Source organism: Brevundimonas sp. (genome assembly GCF_013912005.1).
Classification (GTDB): Bacteria; Pseudomonadota; Alphaproteobacteria; order Caulobacterales; family Caulobacteraceae; genus Brevundimonas.
Map to the genome: position 1 here is coordinate 1 of NZ_JACESB010000024.1, position 17,767 is coordinate 17,767.

A 17,767-nucleotide genomic window follows, 5' to 3' on the forward strand; every position below is an offset into this window, starting at 1 on the left:
GATCTCTTCGGGTCCGTAGCCCTTCTCGGCGGCGAGCCGCTGGAAGGCCTCGAACTGGTCGGCGGGGTGCATGGCCTCACGGGTCATGTTTTCGTCGAGGCTGATCTCGTGGGCGTCGTTCTCGGCGTCCACGATGACCCGCACCGGATGGGTCCGCTTGATGGCCTTGCGCTTGGCCAGCAGCCGCAGCCCCTGACGGCGCCCTTCGCCGATGGTGACGAGGTAGTTTCCGGTGGGCGCGCCCTCCCCGTCCCGCTCGATCTCGACCACGGGCGGCTGCAACACCCCCTTGGCCTTGATGGAGGCCGCGAAGGCCTCGATGGTCGCCGGGCTGTGCGGGGTCTTCCTCGCATTCTTCGGCGAGGCCTTGAGCCGGTTGAGCGGCACGGTGATCTCCGAGCCGTGCTGCGGCGCGGTCGCTTCGGTCGCGGCGGTTTCGATGGATTGAGCAGTCATGTCTGCCTCCTTGTGCAAGGGTTGCAGGCACGCGAACTGCGCGCCTGAAACCCTGCCCGTCGGCGAGACCGGGGTAGCAAGGGCCAGGGCGGACCGGCCGGAGGGGGATCGCCCGACCTGCACAAGCCTGCCCGTTATTCCGAGGATCGCGCCTTCGCCGGCGCGGAAGGTCGGGGAGACCGGCCGGTCCGGCGGCGTAGCCGCTTCACCCTGGCCCGCGCGGGGGCGGAGCCCCTAGCGCTTCCGACCGATGACGATCCGATCGCCCTTGCGCGGAATCACGCAGTGAACATACTGGGAACACGGAGAGGACATGGTCGCAACGGTCAGGAAGCCGCAAAGGACGTTGGAACGGGTCACCGACCTGTCGACCGGCGCGACCATCACCAGCGACCAGCTTCTCGCCATTGATCCCGACCGCTACCAGAAGATCCGCCGCAACGCTGCGGCCGCCCGCCGCGAAGGGGCGGCCGCCTATGTCTGCGAGCAATGCGGCCACGGCGTCTATGCGCCAAAGGAAGCGCGCACCCGCCTGCCCTACTGGCGTCACCACAAGGGTGCGCCGACGACCTGCCCCTGGTGGACAGGGGACCCCGCCACGGTCGATCAGCGCAGCGCCGCGCAGTTTCAGGGCGCGCAGGAGAGCCCTCTCCACAGCTGGCTCAAACATCAGGTCGGGGAGATTCTCGCCATCGATCCGGCGACGGAGGCCGGCTCAATCCATATCGACGAGTATCTGAGAGGCGAGACCGGCCACCGACGGCCCGACGTACGGGCGATCAACAACGGCCGAAGCCTGGCGCTGGAGATCCAGCTCTCAAGCACGCAACTGCCGATCATCGACAGTCGAGAGCATTTCTACGGGCGAGAGGGTTACCACTTGGTCTGGCTGACGTGGAAGTTCCAGCCCGTTCCTCGCCGGCTGCTTTTGACGGCGTTCCTCGACATTTTCTATTCGCACAACAAGAACCTGTTCTCACTCGATGAACAGGTCCTGGCCCAATCGCGCGAGGAAGGCCGCTTCCTCGTGCGCTGCCATTGGGAGGACGGGCGCGACTGGCGGTCCGCGATCTTCGCCCTGTCTGATCTGCAATGGCCCGCCTCAGGCTTGCCCTACGCCGTCGCGCCCTGGAACGTCGGCTATCTGCGTCGATGGCGAGAGGCCGTCGTGGAAGGGCACCTTCCGTGGCAGGCCCGGCAGGACCTGCTGCAGGAGCTGGTGGAACGCGTCGCCCTCACGGGGGTGGAGCCCCGCGACCTCGACACCCTGCAGATCCCGGTGCTCGTCAGCCTGATCCTGTCGCTGGAGCTGCGGCAGCCTGTGGCGACCAAGCAGAGCAACCTGGTCGAGATGCTCAACACCTTCTTCAGCAACAGCGAGGAGCGCCACAAGTTCGCGGGGCTGATCCGGCGTGTGGCCGGAGCGACCGATCAGTTGGCGGCTCTGCAGAAGCCGAGCGTCGCGCGCAAGCTCCGGGCCTCCCTCACCTCTCCCCAGATCACCCAAGGCTCCGTGGAGGGCCGCATCGTCCACGCACTGTTCCCTGATATTCTCATGCGCTCGGCGGCCTGACGACCGGTTCCGGCGCGCGCGGCGGCGCCAACCGCGCTCTTGCGCTACGGGGCGGCCGGGCGAAGGAAGTCCTCAAGGCGCGGGGCAGGCTGGTCCAGGTCCGTGATATGGGTCTCCGACCAGAGGATGGAGGTCTCGTAGAAGGACGTGCACACCCGCTCGCCGTCCTGTTCGAACCAGTGGGTCGCTTCGGGCAGAAGGGCGTGCGGGACTGGGTGTCGGGCGTAGGGATTGTGGAACACCTCCATCTCCGCCGACCAAGGTTCATAGCCCTGGGGCCAGAGCCCGCGGTACTCCGGACTCGCGACGTCAAGACAGAAGGGCTCGCCCTCCAGAGCCCCCGGCCGCCGATCGAAGAAGCGCCCGATGCGGCTGTAACGCAGCCCCTTGGCCTCGGCTCCAGCGGACACCATCACCCGGTTGAGCTTCGAGATGGCGCAGGCGTTGGAGAAGATGACGGCGGACAGCTCGGCGTGGTCGGCGTTGGCGAACAGTCCGGCGGGAAAGGCCGACGGCCCCTGCAGGTGCGCCGCCCTGGTGGTCCGCGCCACCTTGCGCCCGCCGTCGTCGGCAACCTCCGCCCCTTCGCCGTAGAGGTAGCCGATCAGGCCTTCGCGGCTCCAGAGCATCGACGCGGGCGCATGGAAGTCCGCGACCGCCAGCATGAACGGCTTGCCGGTGACGTGCGGCATCCGATCGTAGCCGCGCTGCAGCTTGCTGCCGAGGGTCTTGGCGAACCGAACAGCCGCCGGTCCGAAGAACAGCGCGTCTCGCTCAGTTGGCGGCGCGCTTCTCGGCGCGTTGACGTGCTCGAACGGCACCTCGGGGTTGGCGGTCACCGCTTCGACCCAGGCCTCTCCGCCCAATGGGTTCTGGATATGGAAGTCCGGGGAGTCCACAGGCTGACTGACGAGAAGCCCCTGCTCGCGGAAGGCTGCGAGCAGCTGAGCCTCCCACATCCGCGTGTGGAAGTTCCGGGTCTGGCAGTCGCCCGCCCAGTTCCGGTCCGGATTGGGCAAGGCGAGATAGAGCTGGTTCAGGACCCATGCGGCGAGATGGTGCGTGGGTCGCAGGAGAACCGAGAACTGATCGCCGGGCGTCCGACCCTTGAGATCGTGTAGCGGAGGCCGTGGCGCGGTGTTGGGCGGGAGAGGCTCTGGGGGCGCGCCGATGCGCAAAAGGAGCTCGAGGCGGGCCTTGGCGTCCTCAAGGCTTGCAAAGCCGATCTCCTCCCCGGTCACCGTCCAGACGTGATCGACGCGGCGTCGCATGGCGATGATCCCGAGCGAACCGTCCTCCGTCTTCTGGGTGACGATGCCGCACACCATCCCCGCTGCGTCGCCCCACGCGCCAATGGGCGGGCGGTCGCCAAAACCGTGGCCCCGCGGCAGGGCGAGCGCGAAGACGTCGAACATCGTCTGTGGGATCAACTTCATGACCCTATATGGACGCGGTGATCCGGAGAGCGAACCCATGAGCTTTGATGACCTGATGCAACGCCCCTTCCGATGGCCGAAGGCGGACGACAGACTTTTTCAGGTCTCGGCCCGGTGGGACGGGAACGCCGTGTTGGCTGAGCATCCGCATAGCCGAATGGTGCTGATGCTGACCGGCTACAAGCGGGCGGCGGACAGTCTGGTCAAGCAGGCCGTCGAGGATACGGCCGATCGTGACACCCTCGTCTTCCCGATCATCTTCAACTACCGCCAATTCCTCGAACTCTCCCTGAAGTATCTGATCTCGACCTACGGCCGGACCGTCGGAGTTGATCCCATCTGGAAGTCTCACGACCTCACCAAACTGTGGACGCAGTTCGAGGCGGTGCTCCAGGCGTTCGGGAGCGACGACGAGGACGGCGCGACCGCTGCGGTCGGCAGGCTCGTCGCGGAGTTCGCGACCGTCGATCCCGGCTCTTTCTCGTTCCGATATCCGGTCGACACCCAGGGGCGGCCGATCGAGCTGGCCCACGGCTATATGGACCTCTCCGTCCTTGCCGATGTCATCGAGGGCGTAGACGGCTATTTCACCGGCTGCGACGGCTATCTGGACGCCTTGGCGAGCGCGGGACCCTGACCCTAGGCCACCGGCCGATCCGCGCTGACCCCCGGCGCAGGCGTCGCAGGCCTCGGCGGGTTCAACCAGGCCTGAACCGGCCGGTCGAACCCATACCGGAACGCCGCCGCCCCCATGAACGCCGCCGCCAGACCGGCGGCCCAGACGCCCCAGCGCATCCCGATGGACCAGTCCGACTGTCCGACGGCGTCGAAGACGCCGAACCAGACGATGCGGGCGACTTCATTGGTGAGAAACATCGCGAACGACATCAAGCCGAGGTGTTCGATCAGGCGCGACGAGCGCACCACGGGCAAGGCTCCAGCCGCCCAGATGATGGGCGTCATCAGCAGCAGGGAGGCCAGGCCGAAGGGGCCAACGGCCTGACCGAGCGCGAGCGCACCGAAAGCGCCGAGTCCCAAGGCGCCCGCCACGGACGGACGCACGTAGACGCGCGCACCGACCACGGCGGCGGCCACGCCCAGCAGGAAGAGCGGAAGGGCGCGGAGGAATCCGAACCGCAGGGGCAGGCGATAGACCGGATCGCCCAGCCAGACGCGGCTGGCGACGTCGGCGGCGAGAAGCAGGGTGATCGCGATCGCGGCCGTGGCCCGGGGTCGGCTCCAGAGCGCCCGGCAGATCCAGGGCAGGAGCAGATAGCAGCCGATCAGAGCCGACAGCGTCCAGGTCGGCGCGTTCCAGCCGACGCCGCCCGGCACGCCATAGGCCTGCACGAGCAAGACCTGGGCGGGCAGCTGGCTCCAGTCGAACCATTGGGGATTGCTCGGTCGGACCCCGGCCAGAGCGGCGGCCGCGACCAAGGCCGCGAGACCGGCGATCACGGCCAGATGGGCCGGGAACACGCGCAGCAGCCGCTGGCGCGCGTAGGCCCCGACGTCGATCCCGCCCGAGGCCAGGCGCTCGCCGTAGATCCGGGCCAGCACATAGCCGGAGTCGATGATGAAGAAATTGGTCAGCAGGAACCCCCGGTCGAACACCGGATGGATCTGTCCGAGCGGCAGCGGGGCCGCTTCCCGGAAGTGGTAGAGGATGATCAGCGATCCCGCGGCGAACCGCAGCACGTCCAGCCACCCTCCGCGGGCGATGCGCGCGGGGCGGCGGGCCTGACCTTCCCCGTCGGAGCTTCTCGTCATTCGCGCTTCCCTGTGGCGGCGGGGCGTTCGTTGGCGTGAGGATGGTAGTGCACGTCCGCCCGCACCCCGTACAGGATGAGCGTTCCGGCGACGCAAAGCACGCCGAGCCCGCCGGCGATCATCAATCCGGCCCGGTCGCGGGGACCGAACACCAGACAGCCGCCCGTCACCAGGCTCATCATCACGCCGTAGCCGATGTAGAGCGGCGTTCCGTAGGCGCCGAGCAGGGAGAAGGCCATGCACAGGACGACGAAGGCCGCGATCAGGCTGGCGCCGACGGCGATTACGACATCAAGTACTGGCCGGGGCTTCGGCGGCCGGCGCGGGCTCGAGCCGCGGCGGCCCTTGTAGCGCCCTTGGCGCCAGCGGATGCTGCGGCTGCGGACCGTGAAGCGCTTGCCGGCCATGGGGTCAGGGCCGTTCTGAGACTGCCGGCGCGTCCTCGTGCCGCGCCAGCATGATCCGCATCCGCAAAATTTCGGCTTCCTGGGCGCGGATGATCTCCTGCGCCAGGCCGCGCACGTCATCCGCCTCGCCCTCCTCCACGGCGATCCTGGCCATGGCGATCGCGCCTTCGTGGTGGGCGATCATGCCGCGCAGGAAGTCGATGTCGGCGTCGCCGGAGTAGTCGATGTTCATTGCCTGGTGCATGCGGTCGGCGGCCTCCCGATAGGCGCGGGTCGACGGCGTATCCGAGGGCGCGCCCTCGTGGCCGGCGTGCCCATCAATCGCTCGCGCCTCGACCGGCGGCGGGGCGGAGGCGTCGGGGGCGCCTCGACGGGACAGAATGCCGAAGGCGAAGGCGGCGACGGCGAGGAAGACCGCGATCACCGAGATCCAACCGGTGCGCTTCATGGCGTTTTCCTTTGAGTTTGAAAAAGGGTTTGGATCTCGTCGCCCCTCATGGCGGCGGACCGGGCTGGGTCGTCGCTTCGGGTCATACGTGCAGACCTCCGGCGTCACCGCAGGGCTCGAGCTCGGTCTGGACGGTCGTGTGATGCAGGTCGAAGCGCTCTTCGAGCATGTCGCCGACGGCCTGTCGGACAGCATCGGCGTCGGCGCCCTCCGACAGCACGACGTGAACCGTGCAGCTCGCCTGATCCGCGCCCGAAACCCAGACGTGGAGGTCGTGAAGGCTGGCGACCCCGGGGGTGGCGAGGATGGCGACCCGCACGTCCGACAGGGCCACGCCGCGCGGGGCGCCCTCCAGCAGAATGTGGGTGGTGTCGCGCAGCAGGATCCAGGTGCGGGGCAGGACCCACAGGCCGATGGCGATCGCGACGATCGGATCGACCCAGCGCCAGTCCGTCACGGTGATGACGACGGCGGCGACGAGGACGCCGAGCGAGCCGAGCATGTCCGCCCAGACCTCGAGATAGGCGCCCTTGACGTTGAGGCTGCGATCCTTGCCGCTCGACAGGATGCGCATGGAGATCAGATTGATCACCAGGCCGGCGGCGGCGACGATCAGCATGCCGATCGAGCCGACGGGCTCGGGATCCAGAATGCGCTTGATCCCCTCGTAGAGGACGTAACCGGCGACGACGAAGAGCAGCACGGCGTTGAACGCCGCCGCCAGGATCTCGAACCGCCTGTAGCCGAAGGTGCGTTTCTCATCCGCCGGCCGCTGGCCGATCTTGATCGCCAACAGCGCGATGGCGAGGGCCGCCGCGTCGGTGAACATATGCGCGGCGTCCGACAGCAGGGCGAGGCTGTTGAACACCAGGCCGCCGATGACCTCAACGATCAGGAAGGTCCCGGTCAGCGCCAGGGCGATGGTGAGCTGCCGGGCGTTGGCCCCGGCGGTGTGGTCGTGAGCGTGCCCGTTGGAATGGTCGTGGTTGGTCATGAAGCGCGTTCCTGTGGGTGGTCGGAGGCGGCGTTGGCGTCGCGGAGAATCTCGACGCCGCCCTTGATCGCGATCGCCGCGACGAGAACGCCGACGACGAGGTCGGGCCAGGCCTGGTCGAGCCAGAGGACCAGACCGCCGGCGACGAGGATGCCGCCGTTGGACGCGAAGTCGTTGAAGCTGAAGGTCTCGGCCGCCTTCATGTTGACGTCGCCGCTGTGCTGGCGGCGGATGAGCTGCAGGCAGATCAGGTTGACGACGGCGGCGACCAGGGCGAGCGCCATCATGGTCGGACCGATCGGCTCGGTTCCGGTGATCACCCGGCGCACGGCGTCGACGAGGACGCCGACGGCGAAGACCAGCAACATGATCCCCGACGCCCTTGCGGCGCCCCGTTTCCAGGTCCCTGCCCGACCGATGGCCAAAAAGCTGATCAGATAGACCGCCGCGTCCGAGGCGTTATCCAGCGCATTGGCCAGCAAGGCGCTGGAATCGGCGGACACGCCGCCGATCCCGAGCGCCGCCGCCAGGCCGGCGTTGAGGCCGAGAACCGTCAGCAGCGTCCGGCGCTGCTGACGGTCATCCTGGGGCCGGGCCATCAGTCTTCGATCCCCTCGTCCTTGCGATGACGCACCGCCTTGGCCGCGAAGGTCGGGAGGACCAGCAGGGTCAGGGCGGTGGCGGTGATCAGGCCGCCGATGACGACGGTCGCCAGCGGCTTCTGAACCTCGGCCCCCGCGCCGTGAGCGATGGCCATCGGAATGAAGCCGACGATCGCCACCATGGCGGTAGTGAGCACCGCCCGCAGGCGGCTGGACGCACCCTCGATGGCCGCGTCACGGGGCGGCAATCCCGCCTGAAGCCGCTCGCGGATCGCCTGCATGAGCACCAGGCCGTTGAGCGTCGCCACGCCGGAGACGGCGATGAAACCGACAGCCGCCGAGACGGAGAACGGCATGCCGCGCAGGAGCAGCGCCAGCGCCCCGCCCACCAGGGCGAGCGGCACGCAGGCGAACACCAGACCCGCCTCGGCGAAGGAGCCCAGCGCCATGAACAGCAATACGCCGATCAGGACGAAGACGATCGGAATGACCAGGCCCAGCCGCTGCTCGGCGCGCTTGAGGTTCTCGAACTGGCCGCCCCAGTCCAGGCGAACGCCCGGGGGGAGCTGAACCTGATCCACCGACTTCTGGGCGTCGGTGACGAAGCCGCCCAGATCGCGACCGCGCACATTGGCCTGGACGACCATGCGGCGGCTGCCGTCGTTGCGGCTGATCTGGTTCGGTCCCTCGGCGCTCTGGATGCGCGCGACCGAGGACAGGGGCACGGTCACGCCGGTCGATGAAACGATCGGCAAGGCCGCCAGCGCCGCCGGATCGTTGCGCGCGTCGTCAGGGAGACGGACCACGACGTCGAAACGCCGGTCGCCCTCGAAGATGCGGCCGGCCTCGGCGCCGCCGATCGCGGCCGAAACCGCTTCGGAGACGTCGGCCGCCGACAGGCCGTAGTTGGCCGCGGCGAACCGGTCCACGCTGATCGTCAGGGTCGGCAGGCCGGACGCCTGCTCCACCCTCACGTCGGCCGCCCCGTTCGTCTGGCGCAGGGCGTTGGCCACCTGGTCGGCGACCCGCTGCATGGTGGCGAAGTCGTCGCCATAGACCATGACCGCCAGATCGGTCCGCACCCCCGAGATCAGCTCGTTGAAGCGGAGCTCGATCGGCTGGCTGAATTCGAAGTTGTTGCCGATCTGCCGCGACGCGACTTCCTCGAAGCGGGCGATCAGCTCCTCCTTCTCCAGACCCGGGTTGGGCCAGTCCTTGCGGTCCTTCAGAACGATGACGCTGTCGGAGATGTTGGGCGGCATGGGGTCCACAGCCGCTTCGGCGGTGCCGGTCCGCGAGAACATGGTCTCCACTTCCGGCTGGGCCTTGATCGCCCGCTCGATCGCCATCTGCATGGCGAGCGACTGCTCGAGCGAGGCTGACGGAACCCGCAGCGCCTGCATGGCGATGTCGCCTTCGTCCAGGGTCGGGATGAACTCCCGGCCGAGGGTGGTGAAGGTGACGCCGCCGATGACCAGGGCGCCGAGCGCGGAGAGCAGGACGATCTTCGGACGATCGACGGCCGTGCGAATGGCCGGAGCGATCCAGCGGCGCGCGTGGCGCAGCAGGAAGGTCTCGTGCTCGTGGGCATGGCCGTGTTCGTCGACCTCGACCTTCTTGGGATCCCGCACCAAGAGCGCCGTCATCGCCGGCACGAAGGTGAAGGAGAAGATGAAGGCGCCGACCAAGGCCAGCATAACCGTCGCGCCCATCGGGATGAAGGTCTTGCCTTCGACCCCTTCCAGCATCAGCAGGGGGGTGAAGACGAGCAGGATGATCAGCTGACCGAAGGCGGCCGGCTTGACCATCTGGCGCGCCGCCGCGGCGGCGACGCCGAGACGCTCGCGCCGCGTCAGCATGCGCCCGGCCTCCGCGCGCTTCTGACTGAGCATCAGCAGGGTGTTCTCGACAACGACCACGGCGCCGTCGACAAGCAGGCCGAAGTCCAGCGCGCCGAGGCTCATCAGATTGCCGCTGATGCCGAACCGGTTCATGCCGATGACGGCGAACAGGAAGCTGATCGGGATCATCAACGCCGTGATGCTCGCCGCCCGGATGTTGCCGAGCAGCAGGAAGAGCACGACGATGACCAGGAGCGCGCCTTCGGTCAGATTGCGCGCCACCGTGGCGATGGTCGAGTTCACCAGGGCGCTTCGGTCCAGCACCGTCACGGCCTCGATGCCGGGCGGCAGGGTCTTCTGCACCTCCTCGAGCCGATCGCCGGCGGCTTGGGCCACGGTGCGGCTGTTGCCGCCCGCGATCATCAGGGCGGTGCCGAGGACCGCTTCGTGTCCGTCGCGGCTGGCGCCGCCCAGACGCGGGGCCTGGCCGACCTCGACGGTGGCGACGTCGGCGACGCGGACCACAAGGCCGCTTCGATTGACGACAGGCGCCTGGGCGAGGTCCTCGACGGTCGAGGCCAGCGCGTCCGTGCGAACGGTCAGGGCCTCGCCCGCACGCTGCACATAGCCGGCCCCGGCCTGGGTGTTGGCCCGGTCGAGCGCCTGGATGAGGTCGCCCATGCCGAGCCCGTAGGCCGACAGACGCGCCGTATCCGGACGAACCGCGTATTCCTTCACATAACCGCCGACCGTATCCACGCCGGCCAGGCCGGGCGCCGTCCGCATCTGCGGAGCGATGATCCAGTCCTGCACGGTGCGCAGATAGGTGGCGCGCTGTTGCGGGGTGGTGAGGAGATCGCCTTCAGGCGTCAGATAGGCGCCGCCGGCCTGCCAGCCGGTCTGGCCCGGCCTGGCCAGGTTGGCGCTGTTGAACGGCTTGTAGTCCACCGTCCACATCAGCACCTCGCCCAGGCCGGTGGTGATGGGCGCCAGCGCCGGTTCGACGCCTTCGGGCATCGTCTCGCGCGCCTGCGCCAGTCGTTCGGCGACCTGCTGACGGGCGAAATAGATGTCCGTCTGGTCGGTGAAGATGACGGTCACCTGGCTGAAGCCGTTGCGGCTCAGCGACCGGGTCGAGGTCAGACCGGGGATGCCGGCCATGGCGGTCTCGATCGGATAGGTGACCTGACGTTCGATCTGTTCGGGGGCCAGGGCCGGGGCGACGGTGGTCACCTGCACCTGACGGTTGGTGATGTCCGGCACGGCGTCGATCGGCAACCGTGTCAGTTCGAGGAGGCCGTAGGCCGCGACGAGCGCCGTGGCCAGGACGATGAACCATCGGAATTTGACCGACAGCTCGATGATGAATTTGAACATTCGCGCGCCCCCTTAGTGGCCGTGCTCGGCCTCGCCCTTGGCGAGTTCGGCTTTGAGGAGGAAGGCGTTGGTTCCGGCGACCCGCTCGGACCCGTCGAGGCCGCGCAGGATCTCCGTGCGTCCCCCGGCCTGGCGACCGACGAGCACGGGACGGAGCTGGAAGCCGTTCGGGACCTGGATGAAAACGACGCTGGCGCCGTCGACGGTCTGGATGGCTTCCGTCGGCACGGTCAGGCCGCCGGCGGCTTCACCCGTTACGATCGCGCCGGTGACGGCGGAGCCGGCCGGCGGCAGGGTCGCTCCCGTCGGGCGCGCCCGGATCACGGTGGCGCCGCTTTCCGCGCCCGCCCCGGCGGCGACGCCGGTGACGACGGCGTCGAAATCGCCCGCGGGGCTGGAGACCCGCAAGGTCGATCCCGCGCGGACGAGCGCCGCAAGGTGCGGCGGCGCATTGAACACGAGTTCGACGCGGGCGGGGTTGGTCACCTCGGCGATCACGCCGCCCTGCGGGACGAAGCCGCCCGGGCCGACCTGAACGCTGGTGACCACGCCGGCGATCGGGCTGTTCACGCTCAGCCGTCCGGCGGCGTTGGGCGATCCGGCCGCGCTCGACCGCGCGCGGGCCGCTCGGGCCGCCGCCTCGGCGCTGAGCAGCTGCGCCCGGGACGCCTCGACCTCTTGCCGGGCGACGACGCCCTGGTCGGCGAGGTTGCTGTTGCGCTGATAGGCCTGGCGCGCGACTTCGGACTGGGCCGCGGCCGCGTCCGCGTCGGCGCGGAAGGTGGCCGCGTCGCCGCTCACGAGGCTGGCCAGGGGCTGGCCGATCCGAACGGACTGGCCGGGCGCCACCAGCACCCGTTCCACCCGTCCGCCGACAGACGCGGCGACGGCGGCGCGGGCGTCGATCATGGGTTCGACGCGACCGGAGAGCCGGGTCTCGGCGCCCCCGCCCCGACCGACGCCGACGACGACCAGATTGGCGGCTTGGGCCTGGGCGGCGCTGAGAGCGACGAAGCCCTCGGGCGCTTCGGCCTCGCCTTCGGCGTGACCGCCCTCCTCTTCGGCGTGACTGGCTTCGCCTTCAGCCGCCGCGCCTTCGGCGGCGGGCGGATCCGACCGTCCCATGGCGAGGTAAAGACCCCCGGCCCCGAGGATGACGAGGGCGGCGACCCCGCCGATCAGCAAGGTCTTGTTGGAAGTGCGCTTGCGCATCATTGGGCTCCTTGGAAGGGGGCGCGGCCGTCCTGGCGCGCGAGATCGATTTCCGCGCGGACCCGGGCGAGGCGGGCGTCCACGGCGGCGGTTCTGGCGTTGACCAGGGCGGTACGGGTCGCGCGAAGCTCGAGCTGCGAGATCCGGCCCGCCTCGAAGCCGATCCGCGAGAGGCGGTAGGCTTCTTCGGCGGAGGTCACCCCGGCGTCGGCGGCGTTGACGCGGCTCACCGAGGCGCGGAGGCGCGCCTGTGCTGCGGCCCGGTCCGCCTGGGCTTCCTGACGGGCGGTCATCAGCCGGGCGTCGGCCGCCCTGAAGTCCGCCTGGGCGGCTTCGATGTTGCCGCGGTTCCGATCGAACAGCGGCAGGGGCAGGCTGAGGCCGAAGGTCAGCGCCGTCGCGTCTTCCGCCTCGTAGCGGCGAAGTCCGACGCTGGCGCTGACGTCCGGTCGCGACCGCGTGCGTTCGACCGCGATGCGGCTTTCTGCGGCCGAGCGCTCAGCCTCGGCCACGCGCACGGTCGGCGTCTGGTCCGTCGGCGAAAGGGCGGTCGCCGGCGCGAGGTCCAGCAAGCTGACGTCGATGGTCGTCACCGGCTCGGCGAGCATGGCCACCGCCGTGAGCCGGGCGAAGGCCGCGTCCCGTTCGGCGATGGCTTCGTCGAGACCGGCGCGCGCGGCGGCGGCTTCGCTCTCGCCCTGGATGCCGCGCAGAAGCGGCTCGCGCCCCTCCTCCACCAGCACCAAGGCCGCGCGGGCGTCGGCGAGGGTGAGGCTCAGGTTCTCCTCGGCCAAGGTCGCGCGCCGCTCGGCCGCCTCGGCGTCGGCGTAGACCAGCGCCAACCGTCCGGCGGCGTCGACCACGGCCAGATCTCGTCGGAGCGAGGCGGTCCCGGCATCGGCGCGGGCCGCGTTGATGCGAGCCGTGCGTCGACCCCAGAGCTCAAGATCCTGAGTGATCGAGAGCGTGGTCTCGGCATTGCCGTAGCCAGAGAAGGGCCCGCTCCCGAACGCGTTCTCGGCATCGAGCGCGAGGGTCGGGTTGGGGCGGACACGCGCCTGGCGCGCCCGGGCTTCGGCGGCGTCCAGAAGCGCGCCGGCTTCCGTGGTGGCCGGGGTCTGGTCCAGCCGGGCGAGGAGCTCGGCGAACGAAGGCGCAGGGTCAGCCCACGCGGGGCTGGCCAGCACAGCCGCGATAGCGGCGAGCGCGCAGCCGACCGCGAAACGCGGCGGCCGGCGATATGAGGCAGGCATGATTCATCTTCCAGAGGGAGTGACACGAGAGAGCCCGCGCGGAAGCGCGGTCGTCGTGTCAGGCTCTGGGAGGGCGTTTCAGTCCGTCTGGCGCGATGGAGCCGAAGAGATCGCTCAGGGGCAAGGCGTGGAGCGGCCGGTCGAAGGCCTGCAGAGGCAGGTCTTCGCCGACCGCCGTGCGAGCGGCGGCGGTGTGATGGCAATGGCCGTGCGAGCAGATGCCGTGGTCCTTGCCGCCGGTGTGGTCGCCTTCGGCCGGATCGTGATCAACCAGGGCGTGGGCGGCGGGCGGTTCGGGCTGGCAGGTCGCTGCGTCAGCGATGGGCGCGACGAAGAAGGCGGCGGCGACGAAGGTCACCGCCAGAATCAACTTCGCCCATGTCACCATCGACCAGGTCATCGGCGGCTGCATACTTTCGTTCGCCCGTATCGGCAATCTGTTACAAAATACGCTGCTCCGGCCGCCCCGGCCTTGCGCGACGGGAACGCGCTCCGGCCCGCCCTGCTGCGACGACCGGTCACGCCGGATCGGGCCCGGCGGATCAAGCGCCCGCTCCAGGCAGGGCGGCGGACGAGCGAGCGTTCACGCGGGTCTCGACGAGCGCCTGACGGGTGATCGACCATGCGGATTGAAGGAAGATGAAGGCCAGCAGGGCGCCGGCGGCGAGATCCGGCCAGCGCGATCCCGTCAGCCAGACCAGACCGCCCGCCGCGGCGACGCCGAGGTTGTGGGCCAGGTCGTTGCGCGTACAGAGCCAGACCGATCGAACATTGGCGTCTCCGTCCCTGAAGCGCAGCAGCAGGGTGGCGGCGACCAGGTTTGCGGCGAAGCCGAACAGACCCAGGCCCGTGATCACGAAGCCCTCCGGCGCGGCCCCGGTCATGGCCCGCCAGACCGCGAAGCCGAGGACCGACAGCCCCAGCACGACCAGGCTGGCGCTCTTGGCGAGGGCTGCGCCGGCGCGGAGGCGCACCGAGCGGCCGATAACCCAAAGGCTCACGGCGTAGGTCACGCTGTCGGCGAGGAAGTCGAGGGCGTTGGCGGCGAGCGCGGCCGACCCCTGCGCGAGACTGCCGGCCAAGACCGCGACGAAGCCGACGAGGTTGATGACGATCACGGCCACCAGCACGCGGCGATAGGCCGGCGTGGAGCCGTCAAACTTCACATCGTGTCCGCAGCAGCCGGCGGCCGGGCGGCAGGCGGTCTCGCTCGTGTCCATGAAGACTGGTCTACATCCTCTAGTCACTAGAGGATCAAGCGCCTATTTTCAGCCGATGACGCTCACTCCCGCTCCGCATCTGACCATCGGCAAGCTCTCCGCCGCGACCGGCGTGAAGGTGCCGACCATCCGCTTCTATGAGCAGGCCGGGCTCCTGCCCGAGCCGCCGCGCACCGCCAGCGACCGTCGGCTCTACGACGAACCCGCACTACGCCGGCTCGGCTTTATCCGGCACGCCCGCCAGTTGGGCTTCGACCTCGACGCTATCCGCTCGCTCCTCGACCTTGCCGATCACCCCGACCGCACCTGCAGTGACGCGAACGCCATCGCGGAACGGCATCTGGCCGATGTCACGGAGAAGATTCGGCAGTTACAGGCGCTCCAGACTGAACTTTCACGGATGACGGCCGACTGCGCCGGCGGCCGGGTTTCAGCCTGCAAGGTCATCGAAGTCCTTCAGGACCGAGACTGCCGACATTAAGCAGACCGACATTCAGGCGTTTGGTCGGGATTGGGGCGCAACCGCTATCGACGAGAGATCGGTCGCTGCGTCGATCGGAATTCCGACCGCCTTGCGCTCGGAATAGCGATCGACCAGCTGCGCGGCGTGAGGCCGGGACAGGATGGTGAAACGGACCAGCTCCTCCATCACATCGACGATGCGCTCATAGTAGGCGGACGGCTTCATTCGCCCGGCGTCGTCGAATTCCTGGAAGGCCTTGGCCACGCTCGACTGGTTGGGAATGGTGATCATCCGCATCCAGCGGCCGAGCAGCCGCAGGGTGTTGACGGCGTTGAAGCTCTGCGACCCGCCGGAGACCTGCATGACGGCCAGGGTCCGCCCTTGGGTCGGGCGCACGCCGCCCATGCTCAGGGGCAGATGATCGATCTGCAGCTTCATCAGGCCCGAGACCTGACCGTGCCGCTCCGGGCTGCACCAGACCATGCCTTCGGACCACAGGGCATGGTCGCGCAGTTCGCGCACCGCCGGGTGGTCATCGTCGCCCGGCGCCCCCGGAAGAGGCAGGTCCGACGGGTCGAAGATGCGGGTCTCGCATCCCATCCATTGCAGCAGGCGAGCCGCCTCCTCGACGCAGAACCTCGAGTAGGACCGTTCGCGCAGCGATCCGTAGAGGAGCAGGATCCGGGGTGGTTGGTCGTGCGGCCCCAGACCGCGGGCCGGATCGGCCGAGAGATAGGCCTTGTCCAAGGCCGGCAGGTGATCCGGATCGGGAAGCGGGCGCAGGCGGGCGAAGGCCATCAGAGGTCCTTGGTCAGATAGGCTGCCGACGCCGGGCAGAGTCCAGCGAACTCGCGGGTCCGTCGGATCGCCTCCGGCGCCGTCTGGCGGTTCGCCGCCCGGTAGCCGTGTCGGGTGAAGAAGGGCTCGGCCGCCGTGGTGAGCAGATGCAGGCGTGCGCCGCCCATGTCGCCGGCGATGATCTCGGCGGCGGCCAGCACCCGGGCTCCCAGGCCCCGCGCTTTCCGGTCGGCGAGGACGACCAGCGAGCGGACCAGCAGGTCGCGCCCCTCCCCTTCCAGTCCGACATAGCCGACGACGGCGCCGTGGTGATCGGCGCTGAAGTAGCGGCCGGCGTCGGGCGCGGGCAGGCCTTCGGCCCGCAGCGCGGCGATCAGGCCGGCGTCGGTCGGTTCGATCAGATAGAGGACCACCATCACCCGGCGTCCGCCGGCGGGACCGTTTCCGGGAACCACCGCCGGCCCATCCAGAGGGCGACCGACACCAGCAGGATCAGCACCGGCACCTCCACCAGCGGGCCGATGACAGCGGCGAAGGCGACCGGCGAGGCCAGGCCGAACGCCGCGATGGCGACCGCGATGGCCAGCTCGAAATTGTTGGAGGCCGCCGTGAAGGCCAGCGCCGTGGTGCGCGGGTAGTCGGCCTCGATCAGCTTGCCCATCAGGAAGCTGACGACGAACATGACGAGGAAGTAGATCGTCAGCGGAATGGCGATGCGCAGGGCATCCAGCGGCAGGGCCACGACCTCTCCACCCTTCAGGCTGAACATGGCCACGATGGTGAAGAGCAGCGCGATCAACGTAATCGGTCCGATGCGCGGCAGGAAACGACGCTCGTACCAACCGGCGCCCTTGCGGGCGATCAGGCAGCGGCGCGTCAAAAAGCCCGCCACGAACGGAACGCCGAGATAGACGAGCACGGCTCCGGCGATGGTCCAGACGCTGACGTCCACCACACTGCCCCGCAGGCCGAACAGCGGCGGCAGAACGGTGAGGAAGAGCCAAGCATAGAGGCTGAAGAACAGGATCTGGAAGATCGAGTTGAAGGCCACGAGACCGGCCACATACTGGTTGTCGCCTCGGGCCAACTGGTTCCAGACCAGCACCATGGCGATACAGCGCGCCAAGCCGATCAGGATCACGCCGGTCATATATTCCGGCTGATCGCGCAGGAAGATCGCCGCTAGAGCGAACATCAGCACCGGACCCAGAATCCAGTTCTGGACCAGCGACAGCGCGAGGACCCGCTTGTCGGCGAACACGCGCGGCAAGGCCTCATAGCGGACCTTGGCCAGCGGCGGGTACATCATCAGGATCAGGCCGATGGCGATCGGGATGTTGGTGGTACCGACCGAGAGGCTGTCGACCCAGGCGGGCAGGCCCGGCACCATGGTTCCGAGCAGAACGCCGACGGCCATGGCGGCGAAAATCCACACCGTCAGCCAGCGATCAAGGAACGACAGGCGGCGTGGCGACCTGGCGGGCGCTTCGGTCATCGTCCCACCCGCCGGCCGTCGGCGTCGATGACGACCTCTCCGTCTTCCTTGGTGAAGGGCTTCAGGTTCTCGACCGGCAGCAGGTCCAGCACGGCCTCCGACGGGCGGCAGAGACGAACCCCCAGGGGACCGACGACGATCGGACGGTTGAGCAGGATCGGATGGGCCTCGATCGCATCGAGCAGTTGCTCATCCGTCCGGTCGGGGTTCTCGAGACCCAGCTCGGCGAAGGGCGTGCCCTTCTCCCGCAGCAGGTCACGCAGCGGCGCGCCGGTCCGCCCGGCCAGCCAAGCGACCATGGCGCGCGACGGCGGCGTCTTCAGATACTCGATTACGTGAGGCTCGATCCCGACGTGCCGGATCAGCTCCAAGGCGTTGCGAGACGTCCCGCACGCGGGGTTGTGATAGATTACGATGTCCAT

The 17,767-nt window shown here is 68.9% G+C and carries 19 protein-coding genes; 3 read left to right on the forward strand and 16 right to left on the reverse strand.

Annotated elements, in window-relative coordinates; translation table 11 throughout:
• The coding region (locus H2038_RS12830; protein ID WP_292113923.1) for a ParB/Srx family N-terminal domain-containing protein at positions 1 to 456 on the reverse strand (456 nt) is incomplete at its 3' end.
• A gap of 313 nt (positions 457 to 769) precedes the next feature.
• Here H2038_RS12830 and H2038_RS12835 point away from each other — a divergent pair.
• Positions 770 to 2,029, forward strand: coding sequence for a DUF6035 family protein (locus tag H2038_RS12835; RefSeq protein ID WP_292113926.1), 1,260 nt, complete (start codon positions 770 to 772; stop codon positions 2,027 to 2,029).
• Between the two features lie 44 nt (positions 2,030 to 2,073).
• On the opposite strand, the gene H2038_RS12840 is transcribed toward H2038_RS12835, so the two are convergent.
• Positions 2,074 to 3,444: a hypothetical protein gene (locus H2038_RS12840; protein WP_219898431.1), complete on the reverse strand. Its 1,371-nt coding sequence runs from the start codon at positions 3,442 to 3,444 to the stop codon at positions 2,074 to 2,076.
• 58 nt (positions 3,445 to 3,502) lie between these two features.
• On the opposite strand from H2038_RS12840, the gene H2038_RS12845 reads away from it, so the two are divergent.
• On the forward strand, positions 3,503 to 4,102 hold the full coding sequence (locus H2038_RS12845; RefSeq protein ID WP_219895942.1) for a hypothetical protein: 600 nt from the start codon (positions 3,503 to 3,505) through the stop codon (positions 4,100 to 4,102).
• A gap of 2 nt (positions 4,103 to 4,104) precedes the next feature.
• Here the strand turns inward: H2038_RS12845 and H2038_RS12850 are convergent, their stop codons facing one another.
• The 10 genes from H2038_RS12850 to H2038_RS12895 all read right to left on the reverse strand — a co-directional run bounded on the left by H2038_RS12850 (position 4,105) and on the right by H2038_RS12895 (position 14,589).
• Entirely contained in the window at positions 4,105 to 5,235 is a 1,131-nt protein-coding gene (locus H2038_RS12850) for an acyltransferase (protein WP_292113932.1), read from the reverse strand.
• Complete coding sequence (locus tag H2038_RS12855; RefSeq protein WP_219895944.1) at positions 5,232 to 5,642, reverse strand: hypothetical protein; 411 nt, start codon at positions 5,640 to 5,642, stop codon at positions 5,232 to 5,234. The genes H2038_RS12850 and H2038_RS12855 overlap by 4 nt, the downstream gene beginning before the upstream one ends.
• Before the next feature lie 4 nt (positions 5,643 to 5,646).
• Positions 5,647 to 6,090 carry a DUF305 domain-containing protein gene (locus H2038_RS12860; protein WP_219895945.1) on the reverse strand — a complete coding sequence of 148 codons (444 nt, stop codon included), beginning with the start codon at positions 6,088 to 6,090 and terminating at the stop codon, positions 5,647 to 5,649.
• 82 nt (positions 6,091 to 6,172) lie between these two features.
• A complete protein-coding gene (locus tag H2038_RS12865; RefSeq protein WP_055808174.1) occupies positions 6,173 to 7,084 on the reverse strand; it encodes a cation diffusion facilitator family transporter in 912 nt (303 codons plus the stop codon).
• Positions 7,081 to 7,683, reverse strand: a complete 603-nt coding sequence (locus H2038_RS12870; protein ID WP_017505580.1) for a cation transporter — start codon at positions 7,681 to 7,683, stop codon at positions 7,081 to 7,083. Before H2038_RS12870 ends, H2038_RS12865 begins: the two co-directional genes overlap by 4 nt.
• Positions 7,683 to 10,904, reverse strand: a complete 3,222-nt coding sequence (locus H2038_RS12875; protein ID WP_017505581.1) for a CusA/CzcA family heavy metal efflux RND transporter — start codon at positions 10,902 to 10,904, stop codon at positions 7,683 to 7,685. The genes H2038_RS12870 and H2038_RS12875 overlap by 1 nt, the downstream gene beginning before the upstream one ends.
• 12 nt (positions 10,905 to 10,916) lie before the next feature.
• Positions 10,917 to 12,116 carry an efflux RND transporter periplasmic adaptor subunit gene (locus tag H2038_RS12880; protein ID WP_017505582.1) on the reverse strand — a complete coding sequence of 400 codons (1,200 nt, stop codon included), beginning with the start codon at positions 12,114 to 12,116 and terminating at the stop codon, positions 10,917 to 10,919.
• On the reverse strand, positions 12,116 to 13,369 hold the full coding sequence (locus H2038_RS12885; protein WP_219895948.1) for a TolC family protein: 1,254 nt from the start codon (positions 13,367 to 13,369) through the stop codon (positions 12,116 to 12,118). Before H2038_RS12885 ends, H2038_RS12880 begins: the two co-directional genes overlap by 1 nt.
• Before the next feature lie 58 nt (positions 13,370 to 13,427).
• The gene (locus tag H2038_RS12890) at positions 13,428 to 13,781 is read right to left on the reverse strand and encodes a hypothetical protein (RefSeq protein WP_017505584.1); all 354 of its coding nucleotides are present in this window, start codon (positions 13,779 to 13,781) and stop codon (positions 13,428 to 13,430) included.
• Between the two features lie 130 nt (positions 13,782 to 13,911).
• Positions 13,912 to 14,589 carry a cation transporter gene (locus tag H2038_RS12895; RefSeq protein WP_219895949.1) on the reverse strand — a complete coding sequence of 226 codons (678 nt, stop codon included), beginning with the start codon at positions 14,587 to 14,589 and terminating at the stop codon, positions 13,912 to 13,914.
• Positions 14,590 to 14,644: 55 nt separating this feature from the next.
• Between H2038_RS12895 and H2038_RS12900 the strand changes: the two genes are divergently transcribed.
• Positions 14,645 to 15,070, forward strand: a complete 426-nt coding sequence (locus tag H2038_RS12900) for a helix-turn-helix domain-containing protein (protein ID WP_017505586.1) — start codon at positions 14,645 to 14,647, stop codon at positions 15,068 to 15,070.
• 12 nt (positions 15,071 to 15,082) lie between these two features.
• Here the strand turns inward: H2038_RS12900 and arsH are convergent, their stop codons facing one another.
• From arsH to arsC, 4 genes are read right to left on the reverse strand one after another with little or no spacing between them, the layout of a single operon-like run.
• Entirely contained in the window at positions 15,083 to 15,850 is a 768-nt protein-coding gene (gene arsH / locus H2038_RS12905) for an arsenical resistance protein ArsH (protein WP_055808170.1), read from the reverse strand.
• Positions 15,850 to 16,266 (reverse strand): GNAT family N-acetyltransferase, encoded by a 417-nt coding sequence (locus H2038_RS12910; protein WP_017505587.1) that lies wholly within the window; start codon positions 16,264 to 16,266, stop codon positions 15,850 to 15,852. Before H2038_RS12910 ends, arsH begins: the two co-directional genes overlap by 1 nt.
• Positions 16,266 to 17,345, reverse strand: coding sequence for an ACR3 family arsenite efflux transporter (gene arsB, locus H2038_RS12915; RefSeq protein ID WP_055808168.1), 1,080 nt, complete (start codon positions 17,343 to 17,345; stop codon positions 16,266 to 16,268). The genes H2038_RS12910 and arsB overlap by 1 nt, the downstream gene beginning before the upstream one ends.
• On the reverse strand, positions 17,342 to 17,767 hold the full coding sequence (arsC, locus tag H2038_RS12920) for an arsenate reductase (glutaredoxin) (protein WP_017505589.1): 426 nt from the start codon (positions 17,765 to 17,767) through the stop codon (positions 17,342 to 17,344). The genes arsB and arsC overlap by 4 nt, the downstream gene beginning before the upstream one ends.

What these genes read in the sequence shown, in the direction of transcription:
- H2038_RS12900 (WP_017505586.1), top strand. Translation starts at nt 14,645, where the DNA reads ATGACGCTCACTCCCGCTCCGCATCTGACCATCGGCAAGCTCTCCGCC.
- arsC (WP_017505589.1), bottom strand. Translation starts at nt 17,767, where the DNA reads ATGGACATCGTAATCTATCACAACCCCGCGTGCGGGACGTCTCGCAAC.
- H2038_RS12840 (WP_219898431.1), bottom strand. Translation starts at nt 3,444, where the DNA reads ATGTTCGACGTCTTCGCGCTCGCCCTGCCGCGGGGCCACGGTTTTGGC.
- H2038_RS12865 (WP_055808174.1), bottom strand. Translation starts at nt 7,084, where the DNA reads ATGACCAACCACGACCATTCCAACGGGCACGCTCACGACCACACCGCC.
- H2038_RS12880 (WP_017505582.1), bottom strand. Translation starts at nt 12,116, where the DNA reads ATGCGCAAGCGCACTTCCAACAAGACCTTGCTGATCGGCGGGGTCGCC.
- H2038_RS12875 (WP_017505581.1), bottom strand. Translation starts at nt 10,904, where the DNA reads ATGTTCAAATTCATCATCGAGCTGTCGGTCAAATTCCGATGGTTCATC.
- arsB (WP_055808168.1), bottom strand. Translation starts at nt 17,345, where the DNA reads ATGACCGAAGCGCCCGCCAGGTCGCCACGCCGCCTGTCGTTCCTTGAT.
- H2038_RS12835 (WP_292113926.1), top strand. Translation starts at nt 770, where the DNA reads ATGGTCGCAACGGTCAGGAAGCCGCAAAGGACGTTGGAACGGGTCACC.
- arsH (WP_055808170.1), bottom strand. Translation starts at nt 15,850, where the DNA reads ATGGCCTTCGCCCGCCTGCGCCCGCTTCCCGATCCGGATCACCTGCCG.
- H2038_RS12870 (WP_017505580.1), bottom strand. Translation starts at nt 7,683, where the DNA reads ATGGCCCGGCCCCAGGATGACCGTCAGCAGCGCCGGACGCTGCTGACG.
- H2038_RS12910 (WP_017505587.1), bottom strand. Translation starts at nt 16,266, where the DNA reads ATGGTGGTCCTCTATCTGATCGAACCGACCGACGCCGGCCTGATCGCC.
- H2038_RS12845 (WP_219895942.1), top strand. Translation starts at nt 3,503, where the DNA reads ATGAGCTTTGATGACCTGATGCAACGCCCCTTCCGATGGCCGAAGGCG.
- H2038_RS12885 (WP_219895948.1), bottom strand. Translation starts at nt 13,369, where the DNA reads ATGCCTGCCTCATATCGCCGGCCGCCGCGTTTCGCGGTCGGCTGCGCG.
- H2038_RS12890 (WP_017505584.1), bottom strand. Translation starts at nt 13,781, where the DNA reads ATGCAGCCGCCGATGACCTGGTCGATGGTGACATGGGCGAAGTTGATT.
- H2038_RS12855 (WP_219895944.1), bottom strand. Translation starts at nt 5,642, where the DNA reads ATGGCCGGCAAGCGCTTCACGGTCCGCAGCCGCAGCATCCGCTGGCGC.
- H2038_RS12850 (WP_292113932.1), bottom strand. Translation starts at nt 5,235, where the DNA reads ATGACGAGAAGCTCCGACGGGGAAGGTCAGGCCCGCCGCCCCGCGCGC.
- H2038_RS12895 (WP_219895949.1), bottom strand. Translation starts at nt 14,589, where the DNA reads ATGGACACGAGCGAGACCGCCTGCCGCCCGGCCGCCGGCTGCTGCGGA.
- H2038_RS12860 (WP_219895945.1), bottom strand. Translation starts at nt 6,090, where the DNA reads ATGAAGCGCACCGGTTGGATCTCGGTGATCGCGGTCTTCCTCGCCGTC.